Below are 23,651 nucleotides of genomic sequence, written 5' to 3' on the forward strand. Positions count from 1 at the left end.
CAACTCTCATACGCGGCCGGGGCCGCCCCGTTGTGCTCCGATGGCTATAATGAGGACGCCAAGGGTTTCACGGGAAAAGTCAATTGCTGAACCGAAGATAAGACGATTGGATATACAAAGTCCAATCCTCAGCCTCACATTTTCGGGGGAGACGCCGAAAAAAAGGCCCTAACCAAATAGTCCGCTCAAAACTTCATCGAGCCGTCCTACCGGGTGCACCTTTAGTCCAAAGCGCCCGAGGTCCAGGCCGCGGCCGTTAAACTGCGAAATGTACATTTCCTGGAAGCCCAGCTTCTCGGCTTCCGACAGACGCTGGTCGAGCCGGCTTACCGCCCGGATTTCCCCGCTCAGGCCTACTTCGGCCGCCAGGCACACGCCGCCGGGGATGGGAATGTCGTTCAGGGAGCTGACGACCGCCGCGCACACGGCCGCATCGAGGGCCGGGTCTTCGAGGCGCAGGCCGCCGGCAATGTTGAGGAACACGTCGTGCTGGCCCAGGCGCAGGCCCGAGCGTTTCTCCAGCACCGCCAGCAGCATCTGCAGGCGCTTGGCGTCGAAGCCGGTGCTGCTGCGCTGGGGCGTGCCATAGGTGGAGGGCGTCACCAGCGCCTGCACTTCCACCAGCAGCGGACGGTTGCCCTCCAGCGTGGCGCCGATGGCCACGCCGCTGAGCTGCTCGTCGCGCTGCGAAAGCAGAATCTCCGACGGGTTCGACACCTGCCGCAGCCCCGAGCCCTGCATCTCGTAGATGCCCAGCTCGGAGGTGGAGCCGAAGCGGTTCTTGATGGTGCGCAGGATGCGGTAGGTGAGGTGCCGGTCGCCCTCAAACTGCAAGACCGTGTCCACCATGTGCTCCAGAATCTTGGGGCCGGCAATAGAGCCGTCCTTGGTGATGTGGCCGATGAGCAAGACCGGCACGCCGGTGTCCTTGGCGTATTTCAGCAGCTCGGTGGTGCACTCGCGCACCTGGCTCACCGAGCCCGCGCCCGACTCCACCAGCTGGCTGTGCAGCGTCTGAATGGAGTCGACCACGACCACGTTGGGCTGCAGCGCGTCGATCTGCTTGAAAATGTTCTGGGTGCTCGTCTCGGTGAGAATGTAGAGCCCGCCGTGCTGCTGGCCCATGCGCTCGGCCCGCATCTTGATCTGCTGCTCGCTCTCCTCCCCCGACACGTACAGGATGCGCAGATTCTTGAGCTGCATGGCAATCTGCAGCATCAGGGTGCTCTTGCCGATGCCGGGCTCACCGCCGATAAGCACCAACGAGCCGGGCACCAGGCCGCCGCCCAGCACGCGGTTCAACTCCCCGTCGTGGGTGTTCAGCCGCGACTCTTCCTCGTAGAGAATTTCGCCCAGGGGCTTGGGCCGGGCGGCCTTGCTGCTGGTGCCCACCGAGGTAGAGGCTTTCCAGGCAGTGGCGGGCGTCACTTCGGCCTTTTGCACCACTTCCTCCACGTAGGTATTCCACTCGCCGCAGCTGGGGCAGCGGCCAATCCACTTGGCACTCTGGGCGCCGCAGTTCTGGCAGAAATAAACAGTCTTGATTTTGGCCATCGGGCTGGTCGGAGCTAAAAGAAAAGAATGCTTCTGGCTGCTAAAAAGTTTGGCAAGAACGGGCTTTTTGCCGGCTTCCGAACGGGGACGCCGACGCCGCAGGGCAGACCCGCCTCGGTAAGCAGGCGGCCCGCTATATTGGGCCGAAATCTTCTCTCAACTCCCATGAACTACTTGCGTCATCTTCTCGGCACCGGCCTGCTGCTGGCGGCCGCCGGCACTGGCTACGCCCAGGGCGTAGTGCCCACGCCCACGCCCGACATGGCCACGGTGGTGTTCTACCGCCCGCCCATGCTGGCGCAGGCCGCCACCAACTTCACCGTGCGCGCCAACGGCGCCGAGCTGTGCCGCCTCAGCAACAAGCGCTACTTCGTGGTCAAGCTCAAGCCCGGCGAAACCTCCTTCACCTCCGTAGCCGGCGGCCTGAACCTGCCCGATCAGGACAAGTTCGACCTGACCCTGGAGCCCGGCAAGGTGTACTACGTGCAGGGCGACGTGAAAACCCGCCTGATGACCGTGAAAATGGTGTTTACGGAAGTCACCGAGTCGACCTACAAGAAGAAGAACGCCGAGCTGAAGCCCGACAACTGCGGCCAGGAAGCCGCCCCGGCCTCCGGCAAGTAGGCCCGCGTCGCCGTCCGCCGTTGCTGCCCTGAACCCGCGGCCCGCCCTACCCGGCGGGCCGCGGCTTTACCGGGGTATGCCGAGGCCGGCCCCGACCTCCGACGCGCTACTGCCACCCCACCGGGCGTCGTTGACATACATACTTGCGGGTGGCAGCCGGAGTCGTGTACTTTTAATGCTATTACCTGCCCTTCGCATGAAACACTTCTCCTCCCCGGCTCTTCTGTCTTTGCTTGTTGGACTGTTGGCGGCCAGTGGCGCCCGGGCCCAGGCTACCCAGAACTACGGCTTCAACGACCACGAAATCCTGCTGCGGGCCCCTTCCGACGGCCACCACGGCCTGGGCTGGTACGGCTTGGCCAGCAGCAGCAAGAACTGGCTGGGCCAGAACATCGACGGGCCGGTGCTCTACGGCTACACGGGCGGGGTGCTGGGCATCAACCGCGGCGGCGCCCGCGCCTCGGTGCTGACGTGGAACTACAACGGCAACGTCGGCATCGGCCTCAACGACCCGCTGTACCGGCTGCACGTCGCCGGGGCGGGCTACTTCACCGGCGCCCTGACCACTACCGGGGCCTTGGGCGTGGGCGGCAACGCGACCATTGCGGGCACGCTGAGCAGCACCGGCACGCTCAGCGGCTCTACGCTGGGCGTGGGCACGGCCGCTCCCGCGCTGCTGCTGCACTTGCTGCGCGACGACACCCCCGCCATCCGCATGGAGCAAACCAACACCGGCGGCTTCACGGCGCAAACCTGGGACATCGGGGCCAACGAGGCCAACTTCTTCGTGCGCGACCTGACCGGTGGCTTCCGCCTGCCCTTCCGCATCCGGCCCGGGGCGCCCACCAGCTCCGTCGACATCAGCGCCACCGGCAACGTGGGCATCGGCACCAATAGCCCGCAGGCCAAGCTGGACGTGCAGGGCAACGTGAAAATCCTGGGCGCCAACACGTTGGAATTCGGCGCGGGCGTGGCGAACAAGCAGGCCGCCGCGGGCACCATCGGCTACGGCAACCTCACGGCCGACGCGCTGAACATTGTGGGGGCGGGCACCACCAATAATGACCGTAAAATAGAGCTGCACGCTGGCGGGGGCGTTACCGTACAGGGCGGCGCCTCGGCCAGCGGGCTTACCCTGCGCGTGGCCAACGGCAATACGCCCGGCCTGCGCCTGGACCAGCTCGGGGCCGGCGGCTGGGGCACCCAGGTCTGGGACCTGGCCGGTAACGAGGCCAACTTTTTTGTGCGCGACGTGACCAATGGCTCCCGCCTGCCCTTCCGCATCCGGCCCGGCGCGCCTACCAGTTCCCTCGACATCAGCGCGGCGGGCAACGTGGGCGTCGGGCTGGCGGCCCCGCAAGCCAAGCTGCACGTGGACGGGAGCGTGAAAATCAACGCGGCCAACACCCTGGAATTTGGGGCCGGCCTCACCGGCAAGCAAACCGACGCGGGCACCATCGGCTACGGTAACCTGACGGCCGACGCGCTGAACATTGTGGGCGCCGGCACCAGCACCGCCGACCGCAAAGTGGCCATCTACTCGGAAGGCGGCCTAACGGTAACCGGCAACCTGACCCTCAACGGCGTGGTAGCCTCCAGCTCCGACGCCCGCCTGAAAACCGCCGTGCGGCCCCTTGCCGGTGCCCTGGCCGGGGTGCAGGCCCTACGGGGGCGGCGGTACCGCTTCAAGCCCGGGCAGGGGCCGCAGGGCGAGCAGCTGGGTTTCCTGGCCCAGGAGCTGGAGCAGGTGTACCCCGAGCTGGTCAGCACCGGCCCCGACGGGCTCAAGGCCGTCAACTACGCCCAGCTCACGCCGGTGCTGGTGGAGGCCCTGAAGGAGCAGCAGCGGCAGATCGAGCAGCTGCGGGCCGAGGTGGCCGCCGGGCAGGCCCAGCTGCGCCAGCAGCAGGCCCAGGCCAGCGCCGGCACCGTCGCCCTGGAGCAGCGGCTGCGGGCCCTGGAAAACCTGCTGGGCGCCAGAGCCGGCGGAAAGTAAGACGCGCTGCCGGGCCTCCGGCTGTATTCTGCTACCTTGGGCCGAAACCCCGCCGCCGCGGGGCGGTTGCTTTCGTGTAGACCTTCCAGCCCGCTTGCCATGCTCACTACCGCTACGCTCACCGCCGAAGACCTCACCGTGGTGCCCACCCTGCATGGCTTGCCCGACGAGGTGCTGCACTGGCTGCTGGCCCACGGCGAGCCGCGCGAGGCGCCCGTGGGCAACGAGATTTTCCGCCCCGGCGAGCCGGCCGAATACATGCTCATCCTGCTGCGCGGGGCCATTCAGCTCTGGCGCGAGCAGAACGGCCACCGGGAGCCTATTCTGCGCCTCGAAGCCCCGATGATAACGGGCGTGCTGCCCTACTCCCGCCTGCGCCAGGTTATGGCCCTGGCCGTGGTGACGGTGGACGCGACCCTGCTCCTGCTGCACCGCGACCATTTTCCGGAGCTGGAGCGCGTCAGCCCCGAGCTGGTGCAGCGCCTGGTGGGCCTGATGAGCGACCGGGTGCGCGAGGAGGCCCGCACCCAGGAGCGCGACGACAAGCTGCGCGCCCTGGGCAAGCTCTCCGCCGGCCTGGCCCACGAGCTGAACAACCCCGCCGCCGCCATCAGCCGCTCGGCGGCGGCGCTGGCGGCCCGCAACGGGGCCGAGCCCATGCTGCTGCAGGAGCTGCTTGCCGCCGGCGTATCGGCCGAGCAACTGCCGGGCATCTTCATGCTGGCCAGCCACTCTATGCTGCCCGGCGCCTCGCTCTCGGCCCTCGAAAAAGCCGACTGCGAGGAGGAGCTGGAAGACTGGCTGATGGACCAGGGCCTCGACGACGTGCACGGCCTGGCCGTGGGCCTGCTCAGCGGCGGCCTCGATGCCGACGTGCTGGCCCCGGTGCTGAAGGAACTGCCCGCCGCCGCCCGCCCCATTGCCTTGCGCTGGCTCGAAGGCCAGCTCACCAGCCGCCAGCTGGTGCACGACATTCAGGAGGCTTCCCGGCGCATTTCGGAGCTGGTCCGCAACGTGAAGGACTACTCCCACATGGACCGCGCCGGCGGTTTCGTGCCCACCGATATCCACGGCGGCCTCGATAGCACCTTGGCCCTGCTCAGCTACCCGCTGCGCCAGCACCGCATCCACATCGTGCGCGACTACGCTCCCGGCCTGCTCAGCATCATGGGCCAGCCCGGCGCCCTGAACCAGATTTGGACCAACCTGCTCGACAACGCCATCGACGCCCTGCCCGCCGAGGGCACCATCACCCTGCGCACCCGCCGCAGCGGGGAGTTTGCCCAGGTCTGCATCGAGGACGACGGCCCCGGCATTCCGGCCGAGGTGCTGCCCCACATCTTCGAGCCCTTCTTCACCACCAAGCCCATGGGCGAAGGCACCGGCATGGGCCTCGATATTGCCCGCCGCATCGTCCTCAGCCACGGGGGCCGCATCAACGTCAGCTCCCGCCCCGGCCGCACCGAGTTCTGCATCTGGCTGCCGATGGAAACGGAGTAGGCTGCCCTTTCTCACGGCAACGAAAGACCGTCATATCGAGCCCCGCGAGACATCTCGTGTGCTGACTTCCACAAGTAATTCCTCTCGTCCAGCGAGAGGATTACTATCGAGTGAACGGCGGTACAACCAACAAAAAAAGCCCGCCGGGAAGGCGGGCTTTTTCGGTGCTCAAGGAGCAGCGGTTACTTAAGCAGCAGCTTCTTCAGCAGCGGCAGCCGGTACCACCGTCACGAACGAACGGTCTTTGCGGCCTTTGCGGAACTGAACCGTGCCGTCAACCAGCGCGAACAGGGTGTGGTCTTTGCCGATACCCACGTTCTGGCCGGGGTGGTGCTTGGTGCCGCGCTGACGCACGATTACGTTGCCGGCAATGGCCAGCTGGCCACCGTAAAGTTTCACGCCGAGACGCTTGCTATGCGATTCGCGGCCGTTGTTGGAGCTACCTACGCCTTTCTTGTGTGCCATGGTGTTTTACAATTAAAAATTAAAAATGAAGAATTAAAAATCTGGCTACGGGAAGCCCCAACGGCCATTTTTAATTTTTAATTCTCAATTTTTAATTGAGTTCCGGCCTTAGCCGATGCTGTTGATCATTACTTTGGTGTAGTCCTGGCGGTGCGTGTTGAGCTTCTTGTAGCCCTTACGACGCTTCTTCTTGAAGACAATCACCTTGTCGCCGCGTACGTGGCCGAGGATGGTGCCTTTCACTTTAATGTCCGACAGGAAGGGGGCGCCCACGCTCAGGGTGCCGTTGTTGTCGGTCAGCAGTACATTGCCCAGTTCTACTTCGTCGCCGACGTTGCCGGCCAGTTTGTGGGCGTACACAAATTTATTGGCTTCGACTTTCGTCTGCTTGCCGGCTATGTCTACGATTGCGTACATCGGTTCTCCGCGGGTTTTCTGAAAATGGAAGGCAAAAGTACGAGGTCGGTTTCACATTACCAAACCTAACGCGCTAATCCTCTTGTACTCGCCCGGTTTTTCCTGCCCGGTCACCCCAAGCAGGAACGCGCTACGCTGGTATGCGAATAGTATTTTTGTGGACAACTTGAATTGTCAACAGCGCAAATGTGGAAAACTTTTGCGCAAAGCTGGGTTTTTCGCAGAATCGTTGGGTTTTGCCGGGAAACCGGCGCCGGACCAGCGGCCGGCCGCTTAGCGAAAAATTAACAGAGAAAAAAGCGGCCAACCGCCGGGCGGCTTGGGCTGGTCGGGCTATCTTTGGTCTTCTGTCGGCCGGAGCCAGCCACTTGCGGCGGCCCGGGCACCGCGCCGAACAATTGCCGCCGGCCGCGGTTGGCTTCCTCAGTTGCCGCGTGGCGCCCCGCCTTTTTACCCGACCGTTTCATCCCTGTTGCCAGCCTATGGAACCGCTCTTAGTTGAAAACCCCAACCGCTTCGTGCTCTTCCCGATCCAGCACGACGACGTGTGGCAGATGTACAAGAAAGCCGAAGCTTCCTTTTGGACGGCCGAGGAAATTGACCTCTCGCAGGACCAGAAAGACTGGGAAAGCCTGAACGACAACGAGCGGCATTTCATCCAGCACGTGCTGGCCTTCTTTGCCGCCTCCGACGGCATCGTGAACGAGAACCTCGCGGTGAACTTCATGCAGGAAGTGCAGATGCCCGAGGCGCGCTGCTTCTACGGCTTCCAGGTGATGATGGAAAACATCCACTCGGAAACCTATTCCCTGCTGATTGACACCTACGTCAAGGACCCGAAGCAGAAGGATTACCTCTTCAATGCGCTGGAAACCGTGCCGGCCGTGACCAAGAAGGGCAACTGGGCCCTGAAGTGGATCAACTCCGAAAACTTCACCGAGCGCCTGATTGCCTTTGCCGCCGTGGAGGGCATCTTCTTCTCCGGCTCGTTCTGCTCCATCTTCTGGCTGAAAAAGCGGGGCCTGATGCCGGGCCTGACCTTCTCGAACGAGCTGATTTCGCGCGACGAAGGCCTGCACTGCGACTTCGCCTGCCTGCTCTACGAGAAATACCTGCAGAACAAGCTGCCCCAGGAGCGCGTGCACGAAATCATCCGCGACGCGGTGAGCATCGAGCAGGAGTTTGTGACCGACGCGCTGCCCGTGAACCTGATCGGCATGAATGCCCAGGCCATGTCGCAGTACATCGAGTTTGTGGCCGACCGCCTGCTGGTGTCCCTGGGCTACGCGAAAATCTACAACTCCACGAACCCCTTCGACTTCATGGAAATGATTTCGCTGCAGGGCAAGACGAACTTCTTCGAGAAGCGCGTGGCCGAGTACCAGAAAGCCGGCGTGATGAGCGACCGGGAGCAGAACGTCTTCTCGCTCGACGAGGATTTCTAAGCCGGCTCCGACCCCCAAATACGCGAAGCCCGCGGCCGACTAGCCGCGGGCTTTTTCGTGACCACTCCCGGCGACTTAAACCCGGCGGCAGGCTCGGCAGTACAGGCAAATCGGACCGTCCTGCCTCCTTAGCCGTTGCTTTTATGATTACGCCACCTACCGTCCCGGTTGCCCATCCCGAATACATTCACAACCCCTGCCTGGCCTGCCGCCGCCCGTTGCGGCTGAATGGGCAACAGGCATTTACCACCTGCAGCTGCCTCAACTACGGCCGCAGCGTGACGGTGGCCGCGCTGGCGGCCGGCGTGGGGGCCGTGGCCCTGCTGGGCTTGCTGTGGCTGAGCCGCCGCGGGTAAGCGGAGTTCCTGACGGCTCACCCCACTGCGCCTACAGCGCTACTACCCGCACCACCTGCGTCGTGCCGCCGCTGACGAGCTGCACGTAATACACCCCGGGGCGCAGGCCGTTGCGGGCCCAGCCAAGCCGGTGCCAGCCGGCCCCGGTCGGGCCCTGGTGCAGCACGGCTACCTCCTGGCCCAGGCCGTTGAGCACCCGCAGGCGCGCGTCGGTGGGGGCGGGCAGGAAGAACTCCACGGTGGCTTCGGCGTCGAAGGGGTTCGGGACCACCGGGAACAGCCGGGCCGTGGGGCTGGGGGCGCGGCGCAGCGTGTAGCTGTCGATGAGGCGCTGGCGGCGGGTGAAGAACTGCAGGTGCAGGCTGTCGGCGTTGGCCTGCAACAGCAGGGCCCCGTAGTCGCCGTTGAAGCTGAAGCGGCTCTGGGGCACGGGCTGCATGCGCACGTTGTAGATGCTGCGCCCACCCAGGCCGTTGACGATGTAAACCAGACTATCCTGCTCCAGCCGCTCGTAGTGGTGGTCGTGGCCGGCCAGCACCACGGAGGCGCCCCACTCCCGGAAGGGCCACTGCAGGGCCGGGGTGTTGCCGTGGTAGCCCGAGGAGTAGGGCGCGTGGTGGAAGTACACCACCTTCCAGGGCTCGGGCGCGGCGGCCAGGGCGGCCCGCAGCCACTGGGCCTGGCGCGAAGTGCTGCCGATGCCGTCGGGCTCTTGCGGGTCGCTGTTGAGGGCGAAGAAGTGCACGTTGCCCCGCACAAACTCGTAGTAGCGGCCGTTGCCGGGCAAGGTGAAATAGCGGCGGTACGGTTCCCCGTTGCTGGTGTAGTAGTCGTGGTTGCCGAGCGAGGGGAAAAAGCGGTTGGTGCTGGCGCTGGGCCCGTAGCGGCCGCGGTAGTTGCCGATGTACTCGTGGTAATACTGCCCGATGTTCTGGTCGATGGTGAGCGAGTCGCCCACGTCGTAGTTGTTGTCGCCCAGGGTAATGATAAAATCCGGATTCCAGCTTTTGACCAGCGCGGCCACGTCGCGCTCGGCCGGGCCGGCGTAGCCATAGTCGCCGATGGCGGCGAAGCGCTGGGCCTGGGCCGGCAGCGTGAGCAGGCTGAAGCCCGCAAGCAGGCCGAAGAAAGCAGTGCGGAGGGAGGGGAAAAAGTGCGGCATTTTACTCGAACCTAGAAAAGAGCTGGACGGAAGCAAGAATATTGCGGCGCGCCGTGCAGCATTATTCTTTTCACCCGTAATTCGCAGCCCTTTTTACGAAGGCTATTCAATTTACAGCTGGATTTTTTTCCGCTCCCGGGGTTTATTATTTCCACAAATTCTCGGCGAATACGCTGGCCCAACCAAGGTCGTGATGACCGAAAACAGATGCCCCCGGAATCATCCCAATAGCCTGTTTTTCTGGCTGGAGCCCTCGTTTTTGTGGCTGACTAATAACTGCCAGGGCGGCGGTGGTCGATGAAAATGCCTCCTTCGTCCAGACTTACTTGAATTAGCCGCGGCCGCGCCTGAATTTTCGGCGCCTGCGCAAATAAATACGCTGGATTTCAGCCCCCAGAGAAAAAAACGCTGCGGCCTTACAACGTCTTGCCCGTCATCGGAATCAGCCCCGGTAGATACCTACGCATTTTACCCTACCCCCCGCATGAAAAACACAATTACCCTCCGATTACAATTGCTGGCATTGCTCGTGCTGCTGCCCGCCCTGGGCGCCCGCGCCGGCGACACCCTGCGCGTAGCCGCTCCGCTCTACCACCGCGATGCGGCCCACCGGCTCATCCTGGTCAACCAGAGCCTGGCCGCCCTCAACGCGGGCAGCACCGAAAACCGGCAGTTTCTGGCCCTGGACCAGGTCTACGAGTTTGTGCAGCCGGTGCGCACTTTCCGCACCGATTCGGCCTACCACGTAGCGGCGGGCGGCACCACCTACCAGCTGTACTTCACCGCGCTGCCCATCATCCACCTCGACACCCGCCACCAGATTGCGGATACGCCCAGCGTGTACGCCCGTTTTGCGCTGGTGCAGCCCTCGGGCGCCACGGTGCGCGCCAACGCCGGCGTGGAGTACCGCGGCGCCTCCTCGCAGGCCTACCCGAAGAAGTCGTTTGAGCTGTCGTTCTGGGACGATACCACCGGCGCGGCCTCCCGCGACGTGGCCCTGCTGGGCATGCGCACCGACAACAAGTACAACCTGCAGGCCATGTACAACGAGCCCCTGCGCCTGCGCAGCAAGGTGGCCAACGCCCTATGGCTGGAAATACACCAGATTTACTACCAGGCCCAGGAGCCCGAGGCCAAAAACGGCATTGCCGCCGAGTACGTGGAGGTGTTCGTCAACGACGAGTACCGCGGCGTGTACGCCCTCAGTGAGCGGGTTGACCGCAAGCAGCTCAAGCTGAAGAAGTACGCTAACAACACCATCACCGGGGAGCTGTACAAGGGCGCCGACTGGGTGGGCGGGGCCACCACCTTCTCCGCCGTGCCGCCCTTCGATAACCGCTTCGATACCTGGGGCGGCTTCGAGTACAAGCACCCCGAGGAGCGCATCGACTGGACCTACCTCAGCAACTTCTGCTCCTTCGTCGTCAGCAGCTCCGACGCCGACTTCTACAGCAGCTACAAGCAGAAATTCCACCTCGGCAACGCGGTCGACTACTACCTGTTTCTGAACCTGACTCGCGCCCTCGACAACACCGGCAAAAACCTCTACATCGCCAAGTACAAGCAGGGCGAGCCGTACTACTACGTGCCCTGGGACCTCGACGGCGTGTTCGGCACCGACTGGTCGGGCGGCTACACCGGCTCCGTCAACGACATTCTCTCCAACGGCTTCTACGACCGGCTGGAGCGGGACTGCTCGCCCGGCGGCTTCCGCGAAACCCTGCGCACCCGCTGGGCCGCCCTGCGCGCCACCGTGCTGACGGAGGCCCACATCATGGCCAAGTTCCGGGCAAACTACGACTACCTGCAGGGCAACAACGTGTACGCCCGCGAGCAGCTGGTGTGGAGCGCCTTCCGGGCCGATTCGGCCGACCTGGCTTCCACCGCCGCCTGGGTGCGCCAGCGCCTCGGCTACCTCGACGGGGAGTTCGGGCAGGCCTGCATCACGGCCGCCGTGCGCCAGACGCCCGGCCTGCTTAAGCTCTACCCCAACCCCGCCACGGAGGTGCTGCGGGTGGAGTGCACCGCCCCCGCCTACGAGCTGAGCATCCGGGATTTGAACGGCCGCGTGGTGCTGCAAACCGCCCTGAAAGGCCCGCAGAACCAGGTCAACATCGGGGCGCTGCGCGCCGGGCTGTACGTGGTGACGGTGCAGACGCCCACCGCCACGGCTACGCAGAAGCTGGTGGTGGAGTAGCTGCTTTCCGCAGCTTGCCGGCCGCCACCCAGCCGCGTAGCGGCGTCACGTCAATAGCACGTCAAGAGCAAGAACGTCCTGAGCTCCGGAGGAGCGGCACTTCAAACCGCGCAGGTAAGGTGCCGCTCCTCCGGAGCTCGGGGCATTCTTGTGGGACGTAAGCTATTGACGTGACGCCGCTACGCGGCTGAGTGTTACTTACACCAAACACGGGCAACAGACGTTATCAGCGCATGCTAAAACGACTATTCCAACGACTACGCCCGCTACTACCCTACCTCAATATCCTGCTGGCCGGCGCCGCCTACATGGCCAACGAGTATTTCGTGCAGGGCTTCTGCCAGCCGGTAACCTGGGCAGCCTGGGTGTTGGGGCTGAGTACGGCTGCGTTTCTCGCCTGGCCCTGGCTGCAGCGGGCACCCCGCGCCGTGCAGGTCGTAGCCATGCTGCTACAAGGTCTGAGCTTCACTGTCTGCCTCTACTGCGCGTGGTTTATCGGGCTGGAACCTCGGTACTATCTGGTCGGGCTGCTGCTGGGATTTCTGCCGCTGCTGGTGTGGGTGCCGGTATTTTTCGGGGTGCAGTTGTGGCACCGGATGCGCACGGCTGCGCTGCCGTACGCCCGCCTCTGGTTTGGCCTGGGTGTCCTGGCGCTGCTGCCCGCCCAGCTCTGGGCTGAGTGGCAGTACCAGCAGTTCCAAGCGGCCGTCAGCAGAGTCCACATCGACCCACGGTACAACGCCGCGCCCTACGCGGCCGCCATGCGACGGGTACTGCCGCGCAGCTATGTCACCGAACGGGTGCTGGGCATGCGGTTTCGCTACCACACTTACCCCAATTTTGAGGAAGACGGCTGGCGCCCGCCCCTGCACGATCCACTGCTGACCGTTCTCATGCGGGGCGAGCTGTGGCATAATGACCCGTTCTACTGGCTGGGCATCGAGCGGCGGGCGGCGCTGTATCAGCACCTGTTCCCGGGTATGCGAGCCAAAGCAAACTGCGCCTGCGGCCGCAGCAGCGACGCCACCGGCTACTGGCGCTGGCAACCGGAATGGAACCCGCCGGGCGTGCCGCGTTCCTGGGCCGGGCTCGACAGCCTCAGCGCGTTGCCAGTCCGCCCATTAAGGTCGATGATGGGGGGACGCTAGCGCTGGTTTGTGCGGACGCCAGCCCGCCAGAACGAATCAGTGCAATCAGCGAATCATCATCACCATCAGCGCCCCAACCAGCTTAGCAAAACCGGCCGAAATCAGCAACCCGATTTTGCCCGCTGCGGCAACCAAAAACGACCCGCGAAAAAACCCGGCAAATCGGCCCGTAGGGTAGCCAGAACCGATTGTGGAAAACTTTCCGGGCGCGAACTGATTCAGGCAAACAACGCGGCCGAGTATATTCGGACAGTTCACGGCGCGGGCCTGGTATGAAACGAGGGGGCGGAAGCCGTTCTTGGTCTGCCAGGCCCGCGCCGGCACAACCCACACACCTTCAATTCTTTCCTCTCCAAACCTTGCCCCACGCCTATGCTGGTAATTAAACGCGACGGTCGGCGCGAGTCCGTCAAGTTCGATAAAGTCACGGCCCGCATCGAAAAGCTCTGCTACGGGCTGAACATGCTCTTCGTCTCCCCCATTGAGGTGGCCAAGAAGGTCATCGACGGGATTTACGACGGCGTGACGACCGTGGAGCTGGACAACCTGGCCGCCGAAACCGCCGCCTCGCTCACCACCAAGCACCCGGATTACGCCATCCTCGCCGCCCGCATTGCGGTGAGCAACCTGCACAAGGTCACGTCGAAGTCCTTCTCCTCGACGATGAAGCGCCTCTACACCTACGAGGACCCCAAAAACGGCGACAACGCCTCTCTGGTAGCCCGCGACGTGTGGGAAGTGGTGCACAAGCACGCCGCCCAGCTCGACTCGGCCATCATCTACGACCGGGACTACAACTACGACTACTTCGGCTTCAAGACGCTGGAGCGTAGCTACCTGCTGCGCCTCGACGGCAAGGTGGTGGAGCGGCCCCAGCACATGCTGATGCGCGTGGCCGTGGGCATTCACAAGGACGACATCGAGCAGGCCATCGAGACCTACAACCTGATGTCGGAGCGCTGGTTTACCCACGCTACGCCTACCCTCTTCAACGCCGGCACGCCCAAGCCGCAGCTCAGCTCCTGCTTCCTGCTGACGATGAAAGACGACAGCATCGAGGGCATCTATGACACGCTCAAGAACTGCGCGCTGATTTCGCAGTCGGCGGGCGGTATCGGCCTGGCCGTGCACAATGTGCGCGCTACCGGTAGCTACATCAAGGGCACGAATGGCACTTCCAACGGGCTGGTGCCGATGCTGAAGGTGTTCAACGACACGGCCCGCTACGTGGACCAGGGCGGCGGCAAGCGCAAGGGCGCCTTCGCCATCTACATCGAGCCCTGGCACGCCGACATCTTCGAGTTCCTGGACCTGAAGAAGAACCACGGCAAGGAGGAAATGCGCGCCCGCGACCTGTTCTACGCCCTGTGGGTGAACGACCTGTTCATGAAACGCGTGGAAGCCAACACCGACTGGACGCTGATGTGCCCCCACGAGTGCCCCGGCCTCGACACCAGCTGGGGCGAGGACTTCGAGCGCCTGTACCAGAAGTACGAGCGCGAAGGCCGCGGCCGCAAGACCATCAAGGCCCAGGACCTGTGGTTTGCGGTGCTGGAAAGCCAGACCGAGACGGGCACGCCCTACATGCTGTTTAAGGACGCGGCCAACCGCAAATCCAACCAGCAGAACCTGGGCACCATCAAGTCGTCGAACCTGTGCACCGAAATCATGGAGTACACGGATGCCGACGAAATTGCCGTCTGCAACCTGGCTTCGCTGGCTTTGCCGCGCTACGTATCCGAGCAGGACGGTAAGCCCTTCTTCGACCACCAGCGTCTGTTCGAGGTGACCTACCACGCCACCAAGAACCTCAACAAGGTTATCGACATCAACTACTACCCCGTGCCGGAAGCGGAGCGCTCCAACAAGCGCCACCGCCCCATCGGCCTGGGCGTGCAGGGTCTGGCCGATACCTTCATTGCCCTGCGCATGCCCTTCGAGAGCGAGGAAGCCAAGGGCCTGAACAAGGACATCTTCGAAACCATCTACTTCGCCGCCGTCACGGCCTCCAAGGACCTCGCCAAGCGCGACGGGCACTACGAGACCTTCCCCGGCTCGCCCATGAGCAAGGGCCAGTTCCAGTTCGATATGTGGGGCGTGACCCCCGAATCGGGCCGCTGGGACTGGGCTGCGCTGCGGGCCGAGGTGATGGAGCACGGCGTACGCAACTCGCTGCTGGTGGCCCCCATGCCCACCGCCAGCACCGCCCAGATTCTGGGCAACAACGAGTCGTTTGAGCCTTACACCTCCAACATCTACGTGCGCCGCGTGCTCAGCGGGGAGTTTATGGTGGTGAACAAGCACCTGCTCAAGGACCTGGTGAAGCTGGGCCTCTGGAACGACCAGATGAAGCAGGACATCATTGCCCGCAACGGCTCGGTGCAGGACATTCCGGCCATCCCGCAGCACATCAAGGACCTGTACAAGACGGTTTGGGAAATTTCGCAGCGTACCATCATCGACATGGCCGCTGACCGCGGGGCTTACATCTGCCAGAGCCAGAGCCTGAACCTGCACGTGCAGAACCCCAACTTCGGCAAGCTCACCTCCATGCACTTCCACGCCTGGAAAAAGGGCCTGAAAACCGGCATGTACTACCTGCGCACCAAAGCCGCCGCCGACGCCATCAAGTTCACCGTGCAGAAGCAAGCCGCCGAAACGCTGGAACCCGTGTATGACCAGGCCGCCGCAATGGCCTGCTCCCTGGATAATCCCGACGCCTGCGAAGCCTGTAGCGCGTAGGATAATTTCAAATACCTTGGTATAATTAAGGCCCGTTTATCTATTGGATAAGCGGGCCTTTATACATAAAAAATAAAGACCAAGACGATGCAAACTGTCAAACGAGTTTTTCTTGTGGGAAATGGATTTAATTATTTGGTAGCAAATATTATTAAGAGTCATGACGGAACTGGTTTATCAAAGCGGGTCGTCGATGCAAAGGACGCTTGTATCAATAACATTGAATTTCTTACTCGTCTCTGGGAGCGTTTTGATGAAGCATTTGCAGAGTTGAAGAAAGAAGCTAAGGGTTTGAATGAAGAAGAGTTGATAGGGCTTGTTCAGTGTGTAATTAACTTCTTGTCATGTTTAGAAGGCCTAGTTGAGAATGTAGATATTAGTCAGATACAAAAACTCCTGGGTACTCTATTTGACAAATTCCTAGTTCAGAAAGTCATTGAAATAGCCCAAGATTTCAGACGACACGAGAACATAGAGGAATATAAACACATAAAACAGTATTTTAAGATTATACCGTATGAAATTGAATCATTTATAAAGAGTAATCCACAATGCCTATTTAATTTATATACTACAAACTACGATGGTATACTAGAAACAGTATTTGCAAAAGAAAGAAGAGAAGGTGTGTCTGGCTTCTTAGGGGAAGATGGTTTTATAAGAAAAATTTCTGAAAACCCTGTACGTCTTGCACTTGACAGAACGCGTCTTGAAAATCAAAAAATTAAGTTTCTACATTTACATGGTTCATACAAATTCGCTAAGAATTTTGGCATGACGTGCAAAATCCTTGGCAACACTCAAAACAATAATCCGGTGATGGTATTTAATAGACCCGAACATAAAGGCAATCTTGTCAGAGGTGACGATGTGCTTAACACATATTTTGAAAAATTGCGCCGTGATTTGTCAACATGTGACAAGTTTATCATACTTGGAAATTCAATGAGGAACGAACCGCATATAAAAGAGTTACTAAGGGATAGTATAAGGTCAGAGGCCACAATTGTAGTATGCTCTAGGAATCCAAAGGAAATAAAAGACCAGATAAAGTCATTCGTGAGATGTAAAATCGAAGAGGAAAGCACTCAAAGTATTACAAGCGAGGTTGATTTGATTGATTTTCTAATCAAGGTACTTTCTTAAAATATATTTAACAACTGTTCTTGTTTAGCATAACTTTATGGTAGTATAACTACAGTTTCTCAATCCTCACTAGCAATGTTCGATTCCTACGAAACCGACTTCGGCAAAGTCAACTGGAACTGGTGCCACAGCGTGTGCATCCAAATGCACGAGATAGAAGAACTACTCGGGCTACCGACACGAACGGAGCTTTACCTGAAGTCGGCGCATGAGTATGAAGTGGTTGGCTACACGAGCGAACGAAAATTTCTTTCCGTTACTTTCATTTTAGCAGCCGACCGCATCGTCGTTGAAAACGTAAACCTGCCTAGTTATGAAAGCATCCGAGACGTCATCATCCGCCAATTCCTCGCCGCGGCCGAGTGATTTCAGCATGACCGGCGAGCCAGTAGAAGCCGTGGAAGCCAAGCGCATCAGTGGGCCGCTCTCGAAGCAGGAGTTTCTGGCCTACCTGCGCAAGATTGGCAAGCTGCCACCGGGTGCGGAGTGGCAAGTAGGAGCTAAAACCGGTTCCTGATAACTTGTAAGCCCCTGCCGCGAGGTTGGGGCTTTTTTGTGACTCTTATTGTCAGTTGCTATGGGCATGTTCAATACGCTGCACGCGCCGCTTCTGTGTCCCGCTTGTCACTTCATCTGCTTAGGCAGCTTTCAATTCAATTTTGGTATGACGTGGTTACTGGATTACCAGCTAGGGGATAGGCTGGAATGGGATGGAGGCAGGAGTGATATAGGGGTGCCGCAGCTGCCGAAGGTGAAAATCTATGCCCTGTTGGTAAATGTCACCTGCCCAAACTGTGGCGCTACGCGGGGTGAGTACGAAGACGAGTTTGACCTTTACGCCGAGAATGATGTGCTGCTATCCTTGATGCCGATGGAGACATACGACATCTATGCGAATGAGCCCAAGGCAGAAGGTCAGTTTGCAATAGTGTATTCTTGGTAACAAGCCGCCCCCAGTGTCCCCCAAGACACTCCCCGCCGCCCGGATACTAGCCATCCGGGCGGCGGGACTATTTTAGCAGTTCCACCTTCCTTTGAAACACCGGATGAACCGCCTGCTGATTCTTAGCCTATTCTGGCTGCTGAGTACCGAAGCCATGTGCGCCCCTCCCGGAGTACTGTTGGTGCAGCTAAAACCGTATGTCGGCACCATTATGGTCACCCGCGGGGTTGGCAAGACCGAAACCATTCAGCAAAAGCCAAACATTCCAAAGCACGAGCAAGAAAATATTGAACAGTTGCACACCCTGTTTGCGAAGCTCTATAGCGAAGGGTTCGTGCTGCAAAACAGTGCTACCTCTGGTAGTGTGACGCTGCACACCGAAATAGTAACCTACGTATTTGTGAAGCCCTGAACGTAGCCCCAAGACACCACCGCTGCCCGGATACTGGCTATGCGGGCGGCGGTGTTCGTTTTCAAGCGCCCAAATAGGACCTACCTAACGCTACCCCAGTGGAAGTAGCTCAAAACCGATGGTTTCCGGGCACCTGCTTAGTGGAAGCCGCTCGAAAACCATTCGTTTTGGCGGCATTCCAAGTGGAAATTGCCCGGAAACCATGCAAACCGTGCCATTACCACTAAGAATGTGCCCGGAAACCAGTGTTTAAGAGCAGATCCACTGGGAAGTTGCTTCCAAACCATGCGTTTTGAGCCGCTGCCACTGACACTTGGTTTTTTTAGCTACAACTGATAGTATTTTCGCTATACAAGCCTATATTCCAAGACAAATACAACAAAACACCTTTATCCATGTCAACTTCTGTTACTGGTCCCGACGCTACGGCGCCGACCACCAAGACCGTGCGGCGCACGGCGCAACTTCCCACCAAGGCGGTGCCCCTAGGCATCCTGGCTACCACGGTGGCTGGCAAGTGGCAAGCCTCTCCACTGCCGCCCCTGTTGTGGTTGAGTAAAGACGACTTCGCCGCGCAGGTGGCCGTTTTTGTGGCCAGCCACAAGGAGGCCGATGCGGCCGGTAATGCCCGGAGTCCGCAAACCAAGCGCCTCAAAGCCCTGGACAAGCAGTTTGATAGTGGGCTGCGCTACGTGAAAGGCTATCTGGAAGAAGAGTACGACGACCACGAGGGCTATTACGGGGAGTTCGGTATCGAAAAAGTGGGCAAGAAATACGTGCTCCCCCTGAGCCGTCCCGAGCGGGTAGAAGCCCTCAGCAAGCTGCTGGCGGCCCTGCGCAAGCACAAGTTCGACAAGAAGAAGTACGGCGTGGCCTACTGGCAGCCGCTCTACGACGAGTACGCCCCGCTGGTAGCCGCTACCACCGAAACCACCGGGCAGCGCAGCGGCAAGGTGAGCCAGAAGGACCAGGGCGCGGCCCAGGTGCGCAAGGGCCTGCGCAGCATCATTCACCACGTCAAGGCCAATTACCCCGATACCTGGGAGGCGGAATTGCGCGGCTTTGGGTTCCAGAAGGAGTCGTTTGGGGGCTAGGCGGCCCGCCGTAGAATACCTGACCGGCCCGGTTGCCCTGCGTGGGCAGCCGGGCCGGCACGTTTAGGGGTGGTGGGTTTTGCTGTATATTCCGGTAGGCGGCCAGCAGCCAGCCGGCACGTTATGGACATCTACTACCAGACCCTTGCGCCGGCCGCCCACCTGCGGCCCTTCATCCGGGAGCACCTGCTGCTGGATGTGGCGGCCGCGCCCGGCGAGGTGGTGCCCGCCAAGGCCCTGGCCGCGAATACGGAGCAATGCCTGGTGTTTTACCTGCGCGGGCAGGTCAGGGCCGTGGAGGCGGCCTCGGGCGCCGCCACGGTGTACGCCCCCACGGTGCTGAACGGCACGCAGCCGGCCCGCTTCGACATGCACATCACGCCGCGGTTTCGGATGCTGTCGGTGCAGTTTCAGCCGGGGGTACTGAGCAAGATTCTGCGCCAGCCCCTGCCCGAATTTACCAATGCCCGCATCGACGCGGAGGCGGTGCTGGGGGCCGAGCTGCGGCAGGTGCAGCAGCAGCTGCTCGACGCCCCGACCTACGCGGCTATTATCGAGCGGGCCGAAGCCTACCTGTGGCGCCGGATTCAGCGCCTGCGCGTGGAGTTCGGGCCCTTCGACCGGGCCTTGCGGGTGCTGGCGGCCCAGCCGCACGCCTACGCCCTCGACCAGCTGGCCCACGACGCCTGCCTGTCGGTGAGCCAGCTGGAGCGGCGGTTTCGGCAGCAGCTGGGGGTGGGGCCCAAGCTGTATGCGCGCATCAGCCGCTTCGGCCAGGCCCAGGCCCTGAAGCAGGCCCGGCCCGCGCTGGACTGGCTGCAGGTGGCCCTGGAATGCGGCTACTACGACTACCAGCACCTGGCCAAGGACTTCCGGCAGTTTGCCCACGCCACCCCGCCCGCCCTGCTGCTGGCCCAGGCCCAGGCCCCCGACCGGCTGGCGCGGCCGGGGCTGTGGCCCGGCAATCAGTAGGGGCGGGGCGGCAGATTGCGGATTTTTTACCACCCCGCGGGGCCGGTCGGCGGGTAGGTTTGCGCCAGTCATTCACCGCACTTTCCCGCACGCTCTATGAACAAGCTATTCGGCCTCGGGGCCGCGCTGCTGCTGGCCGCGGGCCCGGCGTGGGCCCAGAGCAAGGACGAGCCCGAAATCCGTCGGCTCGAAGAACTTGAAATCAGCACCGTGCAGCGCGGCGACACCGCGACGCTGTTTCGGCTCTGGCACCCGGACTTCGTCGTCAACAACCCCTACGGCCAGATCGTGACGCGGCCCCAGATTCTGGGCTTTATCCGCCGGGGGCAGATTGACTATTCGACCGTGCAGCGGGTGGTGGAGCGCGTGACGATAGTGGGCAACGTGGCCATTGCCATGGGCCGGGAAATCGTGACGCCGCAGCGCGCTACCGAGTTTGCCGGTAAAGTCGAAACCCGGCAGTACACCAACGTCTGGCTGAAAACCCCGGCCAGCTGGCGCCTGACGGCGCGGCAGGCCAGCATCGTGGCGCTGAAATAGCGGCTACGAGGCTGGGCGCGGCCCAGGGGCGCAAGGGCCTGCGCAGCCTCATTCACCACGTCAAGGCCAGCTACCCCGACACCTGGGAGGCGGAACTGCGCGGCTTCGGGTTCCAGCAGGAGTCGTTTGGGGGCAGGCCCCGGCCGCCCCGCCCTCAGTCCCGCCGCCCGGATACCGGCTATCCGGGCGGCGGTATTTTTAGCGACGGCGCCACTCAGTCAGTATGACTTCTATATTGCCGGCCTACGCCATTGCCTTATGCGCCACTTGTTTCTGCCGATCGTCGCCGCTGTAGTAGTAAGCTGCGACCAGCCTGCTACCACGTCATCAACGGTGACGGAGGCCCGACCGGGGGCGGAGCCCGTAGCAGCGGCTTGCGCGCTACCGGTGTACGATTTGGCTCACCTGCAGCCGCCCGCTACCCGGCGCCTCGACTCGGTGCAGGTGGTGCGGCTGTATGCGCAGGACGCGGGCTTGCGGGGCGTGCTGGAGCACTACTACCCCGAGGAGCACGTCTACGCGCTCGATACCGTGCGCTGCGCGGGTTTTGCGCTGCTCACCGTGTACCACGTCGACGAATCCGGTCACCACGACCTGTACTACATCACCCTGGACCCAGTCGTGCAGCGGGTGCGGCAGGTAAAGCTGGTAGCGGCCTGGGGCAGCGACGGTGGCTGGCGGGGCGAAACCACGATGCAGCGTCGCGGCCAGCGTTTGCGCGTAAGGGCGGTCGATGAAATCGTAGACGAAGCTAGTCACGACGCCTACACTACCCGGACGACGGAGTCATTTACGGTCGATTACCACCTCAGTCCGGCCGGCCAGCTCGTGCAGACCCGCATCGACAGCAGCCGGCGGATTGTGCACACCAATACGAAGTAACGCTGCGCATGGGCTGGCGTAAGTGCAGCCCATGCGCAATGGCTCCCCTTGATACTGCCGCCTCCCGGATACTGGCTATCCGGGCGGCGGTGTTCGTTCTGGCGCAGAGCCGCCCCGACAAATCCGTATCTTTCCCTTATGACTGACCTGCTTGCCCGCATCACCATCGATCCGAACATCTGCCACGGCCAGCCGACGGTGCGCGGCCTGCGCTACCCGGTGCAGCACGTGCTGGAGCTGCTGGCCTCGGGCATGACGGAGGCCGAAATTCTGGACGACTACCCCGACCTAGAGCCCGCCGACCTCCGCGCCTGCCAGGCCTACGCGGCCGAACTGCTCAAAACCAAAACCACCTACCGCCTGGCGTCCTGACCGATGGAGCCGACGCTACGGGTACTGGTAGATGCCCAACTGCCCCGCCGGCTGGCACGGTGGCTGACCCAGCAGGCCGGCATTGATGCCGTGCATACGCTGGACCTGCCAGCCGCCAACCATACGCCGGACGGACACATCAATGAGCTGTCGATGCAGGAGGGGCGGGTCGTCATTACGAAGGATGCCGACTTCGTCAATACTTTTTTGCTGCACGGACGGCCTTACAAGCTGCTACTTGTATCGACGGGCAACATCAGCACCACGGAGCTGCTGGAGCTATTCCAGCAGCATTTGCCGCTACTCACCCGTACTTTACTCTGGAACCGCTATGTGGAGTTATCACGCGAAGCGCTGGTGATTCACCAGTGAAGCGCCCCAGCGGCGGCGCCTTTGCAGCCGGCTTTTATGCCAAGAGTAGGTCGAGGGCGTGGGTACCGGGCAACGCCACTAGCCTATTGCGCCGAGCCGCCGTTCCAATCCCGACTACACGCTTAGCCAACCACACCTGCTATTGGCATGAATCGTAATACGCTGGACAAGATTGCCCAGGTCTTTCTCGGTGCTTTCTTTTTAGCGGCCCTAGTCTTCACCTGCCGCTCTTACTACTACCGCGGCAAAATCAAAGACGAAGGCGTCTACGTCAAGGCCTTGGTTACCGATAGATGGAAGGCCAGAGGCGACTACAAAGTGAAGCTTCGGTTTGTATACAAGGGTGAAACCTACGACGAAACGGGGGCCGTGCACAGCGAATCCGGGCAGGTGGGGGATAGTATGTACATCCGTTTTTTAGCGGACGACCCGACCGGCTATATAATCCTCTACCCGGAGCTGAAAAACCTAAGCCAGTAGCCGCCGCATCTGCCAGCTGCCAATGAAATAGGGTGGTTTCATCCATTCCCACAGGTGCCCCCGGCCCCGCTGGCGCGCATCCTCTTTCGCCTACGCTGCTCGTGAACTGGTCCCGTAAATCAATCCTGGCGGTGATTATGGCCGTCGAAATCCTGGGGTGTATTACCCTGCAGGTGGCGCAAACCGACAGTCCTTTCATCGAAGGGCAGAACGTCATGGTAGCGGCCCCGGGCTTTCTGGGGACGCTGCTGCTGTGGATTTATCAGCGTTACCGGGCCAAAGTGCTGGTAGGCTTGTCGGTTGTCTTGCTGCTTATATCTTCTTTCCTCCTCGTTGCCCTGCTGCTGACAGCCGTTGCATACGGTGGCGCGGAGAGTGTTGAGGTCGACGCGCTTGGGGTTGTCGTGCTGCTCGTTTATCTGGTTTGCAACGTGGTGACGGTGTTCCAATACCGCAAGGAATAACGGCCGCCGCCCTGCCCGCCGGGGCCGGCCTTGGGTAAAGGGCTTACCGGCGGATTGGCGGTAGAGTTGCCGGCACGGAAAGCTAGGGCTAGAAGTTAGGTTAGGGCTAGTTCCCCTCCTCAGATGATTCCGCGCATCAAGCGGCGTGGGGCTAGGGGTGGTTGACCTGCCGTCAGAACGATAAAACTCGAACGTCATGTCGAGCTTGTCGAGACATCTCGCGTGCTGACTTCCACAAGTAATTTCTAACTCTAGTTTTCAACCACCCCTAGCCCCACGCCGCTTGATGCGCGGAATCATCTGAGGAGGGGAACTAACCCTAACTTCTAACCCTGGCTTTTAGCCTTGGCTTACCCTGCCTGGCAACT

Annotated in this window: 25 protein-coding genes; 21 read left to right on the forward strand and 4 right to left on the reverse strand. The window is 61.3% G+C overall.

The window, feature by feature from the left end:
• Window positions 1-168 precede the first annotated feature (168 nt).
• Window positions 169-1,554, reverse strand: coding sequence for a DNA repair protein RadA (radA, locus tag EJV47_RS16165; protein ID WP_126694210.1), 1,386 nt, complete (start codon window positions 1,552-1,554; stop codon window positions 169-171).
• 165 nt (window positions 1,555-1,719) lie between these two features.
• On the opposite strand from radA, the gene EJV47_RS16170 reads away from it, so the two are divergent.
• The 3 genes from EJV47_RS16170 to EJV47_RS16180 all read left to right on the forward strand — a co-directional run bounded on the left by EJV47_RS16170 (window position 1,720) and on the right by EJV47_RS16180 (window position 5,674).
• Window positions 1,720-2,178 (forward strand): DUF2846 domain-containing protein, encoded by a 459-nt coding sequence (locus tag EJV47_RS16170; RefSeq protein ID WP_165903786.1) that lies wholly within the window; start codon window positions 1,720-1,722, stop codon window positions 2,176-2,178.
• Window positions 2,179-2,374: 196 nt separating this feature from the next.
• Window positions 2,375-4,174: a tail fiber domain-containing protein gene (locus EJV47_RS16175; protein ID WP_165903787.1), complete on the forward strand. Its 1,800-nt coding sequence runs from the start codon at window positions 2,375-2,377 to the stop codon at window positions 4,172-4,174.
• 99 nt (window positions 4,175-4,273) lie between these two features.
• Entirely contained in the window at window positions 4,274-5,674 is a 1,401-nt protein-coding gene (locus EJV47_RS16180; protein ID WP_126694213.1) for a sensor histidine kinase, read from the forward strand.
• A gap of 186 nt (window positions 5,675-5,860) precedes the next feature.
• On the opposite strand, the gene rpmA is transcribed toward EJV47_RS16180, so the two are convergent.
• Together rpmA and rplU are read right to left on the reverse strand one after the other, a co-directional pair.
• Window positions 5,861-6,139: a 50S ribosomal protein L27 gene (gene rpmA, locus EJV47_RS16185; RefSeq protein WP_126694214.1), complete on the reverse strand. Its 279-nt coding sequence runs from the start codon at window positions 6,137-6,139 to the stop codon at window positions 5,861-5,863.
• Between the two features lie 108 nt (window positions 6,140-6,247).
• Entirely contained in the window at window positions 6,248-6,556 is a 309-nt protein-coding gene (gene rplU, locus EJV47_RS16190; protein ID WP_111480453.1) for a 50S ribosomal protein L21, read from the reverse strand.
• A 482-nt stretch (window positions 6,557-7,038) separates the two neighbouring features.
• Here rplU and EJV47_RS16195 point away from each other — a divergent pair, with 482 nt between their 5' ends.
• The gene (locus EJV47_RS16195) at window positions 7,039-8,001 is read left to right on the forward strand and encodes a ribonucleoside-diphosphate reductase small subunit (RefSeq protein WP_126694215.1); all 963 of its coding nucleotides are present in this window, start codon (window positions 7,039-7,041) and stop codon (window positions 7,999-8,001) included.
• 143 nt (window positions 8,002-8,144) lie between these two features.
• Window positions 8,145-8,357, forward strand: a complete 213-nt coding sequence (locus EJV47_RS16200) for a hypothetical protein (protein ID WP_126694216.1) — start codon at window positions 8,145-8,147, stop codon at window positions 8,355-8,357.
• Window positions 8,358-8,388: 31 nt separating this feature from the next.
• Here EJV47_RS16200 and EJV47_RS16205 read toward each other — a convergent pair whose 3' ends face one another.
• Window positions 8,389-9,519 (reverse strand): metallophosphoesterase, encoded by a 1,131-nt coding sequence (locus tag EJV47_RS16205; protein ID WP_126694217.1) that lies wholly within the window; start codon window positions 9,517-9,519, stop codon window positions 8,389-8,391.
• A gap of 484 nt (window positions 9,520-10,003) precedes the next feature.
• Here EJV47_RS16205 and EJV47_RS16210 point away from each other — a divergent pair, with 484 nt between their 5' ends.
• The 16 genes from EJV47_RS16210 to EJV47_RS16280 all read left to right on the forward strand — a co-directional run bounded on the left by EJV47_RS16210 (window position 10,004) and on the right by EJV47_RS16280 (window position 23,283).
• Window positions 10,004-11,716, forward strand: coding sequence for a CotH family protein (locus EJV47_RS16210; protein ID WP_126694218.1), 1,713 nt, complete (start codon window positions 10,004-10,006; stop codon window positions 11,714-11,716).
• 233 nt (window positions 11,717-11,949) lie between these two features.
• Window positions 11,950-12,864 carry a hypothetical protein gene (locus EJV47_RS16215; protein ID WP_126694219.1) on the forward strand — a complete coding sequence of 305 codons (915 nt, stop codon included), beginning with the start codon at window positions 11,950-11,952 and terminating at the stop codon, window positions 12,862-12,864.
• A 372-nt stretch (window positions 12,865-13,236) separates the two neighbouring features.
• Window positions 13,237-15,606: a ribonucleoside-diphosphate reductase subunit alpha gene (locus tag EJV47_RS16220; RefSeq protein WP_126694220.1), complete on the forward strand. Its 2,370-nt coding sequence runs from the start codon at window positions 13,237-13,239 to the stop codon at window positions 15,604-15,606.
• 87 nt (window positions 15,607-15,693) lie between these two features.
• The gene (locus tag EJV47_RS16225) at window positions 15,694-16,752 is read left to right on the forward strand and encodes an SIR2 family protein (RefSeq protein WP_126694221.1); all 1,059 of its coding nucleotides are present in this window, start codon (window positions 15,694-15,696) and stop codon (window positions 16,750-16,752) included.
• Window positions 16,753-16,827: 75 nt separating this feature from the next.
• Entirely contained in the window at window positions 16,828-17,118 is a 291-nt protein-coding gene (locus EJV47_RS16230; protein WP_126694222.1) for a hypothetical protein, read from the forward strand.
• Window positions 17,119-17,125: 7 nt separating this feature from the next.
• Window positions 17,126-17,269, forward strand: a complete 144-nt coding sequence (locus tag EJV47_RS28090) for a hypothetical protein (RefSeq protein WP_165903788.1) — start codon at window positions 17,126-17,128, stop codon at window positions 17,267-17,269.
• Between the two features lie 60 nt (window positions 17,270-17,329).
• Complete coding sequence (locus EJV47_RS16235) at window positions 17,330-17,695, forward strand: hypothetical protein (RefSeq protein WP_126694223.1); 366 nt, start codon at window positions 17,330-17,332, stop codon at window positions 17,693-17,695.
• Between the two features lie 103 nt (window positions 17,696-17,798).
• Window positions 17,799-18,107, forward strand: coding sequence for a hypothetical protein (locus tag EJV47_RS16240; protein WP_126694224.1), 309 nt, complete (start codon window positions 17,799-17,801; stop codon window positions 18,105-18,107).
• 395 nt (window positions 18,108-18,502) lie between these two features.
• Window positions 18,503-19,201: a hypothetical protein gene (locus EJV47_RS16245; protein ID WP_126694225.1), complete on the forward strand. Its 699-nt coding sequence runs from the start codon at window positions 18,503-18,505 to the stop codon at window positions 19,199-19,201.
• Between the two features lie 123 nt (window positions 19,202-19,324).
• On the forward strand, window positions 19,325-20,173 hold the full coding sequence (locus EJV47_RS16250; protein ID WP_126694226.1) for an AraC family transcriptional regulator: 849 nt from the start codon (window positions 19,325-19,327) through the stop codon (window positions 20,171-20,173).
• A gap of 96 nt (window positions 20,174-20,269) precedes the next feature.
• Entirely contained in the window at window positions 20,270-20,713 is a 444-nt protein-coding gene (locus tag EJV47_RS16255; protein ID WP_126694227.1) for a nuclear transport factor 2 family protein, read from the forward strand.
• Window positions 20,714-21,109: 396 nt separating this feature from the next.
• Window positions 21,110-21,595, forward strand: a complete 486-nt coding sequence (locus EJV47_RS16260; protein ID WP_165903789.1) for a hypothetical protein — start codon at window positions 21,110-21,112, stop codon at window positions 21,593-21,595.
• Between the two features lie 138 nt (window positions 21,596-21,733).
• The gene (locus tag EJV47_RS16265; protein WP_126694229.1) at window positions 21,734-21,967 is read left to right on the forward strand and encodes a DUF433 domain-containing protein; all 234 of its coding nucleotides are present in this window, start codon (window positions 21,734-21,736) and stop codon (window positions 21,965-21,967) included.
• A gap of 3 nt (window positions 21,968-21,970) precedes the next feature.
• Window positions 21,971-22,339 carry a DUF5615 family PIN-like protein gene (locus tag EJV47_RS16270; RefSeq protein ID WP_126694230.1) on the forward strand — a complete coding sequence of 123 codons (369 nt, stop codon included), beginning with the start codon at window positions 21,971-21,973 and terminating at the stop codon, window positions 22,337-22,339.
• A gap of 147 nt (window positions 22,340-22,486) precedes the next feature.
• Window positions 22,487-22,819, forward strand: coding sequence for a hypothetical protein (locus EJV47_RS16275; protein WP_126694231.1), 333 nt, complete (start codon window positions 22,487-22,489; stop codon window positions 22,817-22,819).
• Window positions 22,820-22,920: 101 nt separating this feature from the next.
• A complete protein-coding gene (locus EJV47_RS16280; RefSeq protein WP_126694232.1) occupies window positions 22,921-23,283 on the forward strand; it encodes a hypothetical protein in 363 nt (120 codons plus the stop codon).
• The last annotated feature ends 368 nt before the right edge of the window (window positions 23,284-23,651 follow it).

It is taken from the genome of Hymenobacter gummosus (assembly GCF_003970915.1).
GTDB lineage: Bacteria > Bacteroidota > Bacteroidia > Cytophagales > Hymenobacteraceae > Solirubrum > Solirubrum gummosum.

Excerpts from the sequence above, each read along its gene's own strand:
- EJV47_RS16175 (WP_165903787.1), top strand. The coding sequence starts at position 2,375 with ATGAAACACTTCTCCTCCCCGGCTCTTCTGTCTTTGCTTGTTGGACTG.
- EJV47_RS16275 (WP_126694231.1), top strand. The coding sequence starts at position 22,487 with ATGAATCGTAATACGCTGGACAAGATTGCCCAGGTCTTTCTCGGTGCT.
- EJV47_RS16245 (WP_126694225.1), top strand. The coding sequence starts at position 18,503 with ATGTCAACTTCTGTTACTGGTCCCGACGCTACGGCGCCGACCACCAAG.
- EJV47_RS16255 (WP_126694227.1), top strand. The coding sequence starts at position 20,270 with ATGAACAAGCTATTCGGCCTCGGGGCCGCGCTGCTGCTGGCCGCGGGC.
- rplU (WP_111480453.1), bottom strand. The coding sequence starts at position 6,556 with ATGTACGCAATCGTAGACATAGCCGGCAAGCAGACGAAAGTCGAAGCC.
- EJV47_RS16180 (WP_126694213.1), top strand. The coding sequence starts at position 4,274 with ATGCTCACTACCGCTACGCTCACCGCCGAAGACCTCACCGTGGTGCCC.
- EJV47_RS16230 (WP_126694222.1), top strand. The coding sequence starts at position 16,828 with ATGTTCGATTCCTACGAAACCGACTTCGGCAAAGTCAACTGGAACTGG.
- EJV47_RS16195 (WP_126694215.1), top strand. The coding sequence starts at position 7,039 with ATGGAACCGCTCTTAGTTGAAAACCCCAACCGCTTCGTGCTCTTCCCG.
- EJV47_RS16205 (WP_126694217.1), bottom strand. The coding sequence starts at position 9,519 with ATGCCGCACTTTTTCCCCTCCCTCCGCACTGCTTTCTTCGGCCTGCTT.
- EJV47_RS28090 (WP_165903788.1), top strand. The coding sequence starts at position 17,126 with ATGACCGGCGAGCCAGTAGAAGCCGTGGAAGCCAAGCGCATCAGTGGG.
- EJV47_RS16270 (WP_126694230.1), top strand. The coding sequence starts at position 21,971 with ATGGAGCCGACGCTACGGGTACTGGTAGATGCCCAACTGCCCCGCCGG.
- rpmA (WP_126694214.1), bottom strand. The coding sequence starts at position 6,139 with ATGGCACACAAGAAAGGCGTAGGTAGCTCCAACAACGGCCGCGAATCG.
- EJV47_RS16215 (WP_126694219.1), top strand. The coding sequence starts at position 11,950 with ATGCTAAAACGACTATTCCAACGACTACGCCCGCTACTACCCTACCTC.
- EJV47_RS16235 (WP_126694223.1), top strand. The coding sequence starts at position 17,330 with ATGGGCATGTTCAATACGCTGCACGCGCCGCTTCTGTGTCCCGCTTGT.
- EJV47_RS16220 (WP_126694220.1), top strand. The coding sequence starts at position 13,237 with ATGCTGGTAATTAAACGCGACGGTCGGCGCGAGTCCGTCAAGTTCGAT.
- EJV47_RS16200 (WP_126694216.1), top strand. The coding sequence starts at position 8,145 with ATGATTACGCCACCTACCGTCCCGGTTGCCCATCCCGAATACATTCAC.
- radA (WP_126694210.1), bottom strand. The coding sequence starts at position 1,554 with ATGGCCAAAATCAAGACTGTTTATTTCTGCCAGAACTGCGGCGCCCAG.
- EJV47_RS16210 (WP_126694218.1), top strand. The coding sequence starts at position 10,004 with ATGAAAAACACAATTACCCTCCGATTACAATTGCTGGCATTGCTCGTG.
- EJV47_RS16170 (WP_165903786.1), top strand. The coding sequence starts at position 1,720 with ATGAACTACTTGCGTCATCTTCTCGGCACCGGCCTGCTGCTGGCGGCC.
- EJV47_RS16225 (WP_126694221.1), top strand. The coding sequence starts at position 15,694 with ATGCAAACTGTCAAACGAGTTTTTCTTGTGGGAAATGGATTTAATTAT.
- EJV47_RS16250 (WP_126694226.1), top strand. The coding sequence starts at position 19,325 with ATGGACATCTACTACCAGACCCTTGCGCCGGCCGCCCACCTGCGGCCC.
- EJV47_RS16240 (WP_126694224.1), top strand. The coding sequence starts at position 17,799 with ATGAACCGCCTGCTGATTCTTAGCCTATTCTGGCTGCTGAGTACCGAA.
- EJV47_RS16265 (WP_126694229.1), top strand. The coding sequence starts at position 21,734 with ATGACTGACCTGCTTGCCCGCATCACCATCGATCCGAACATCTGCCAC.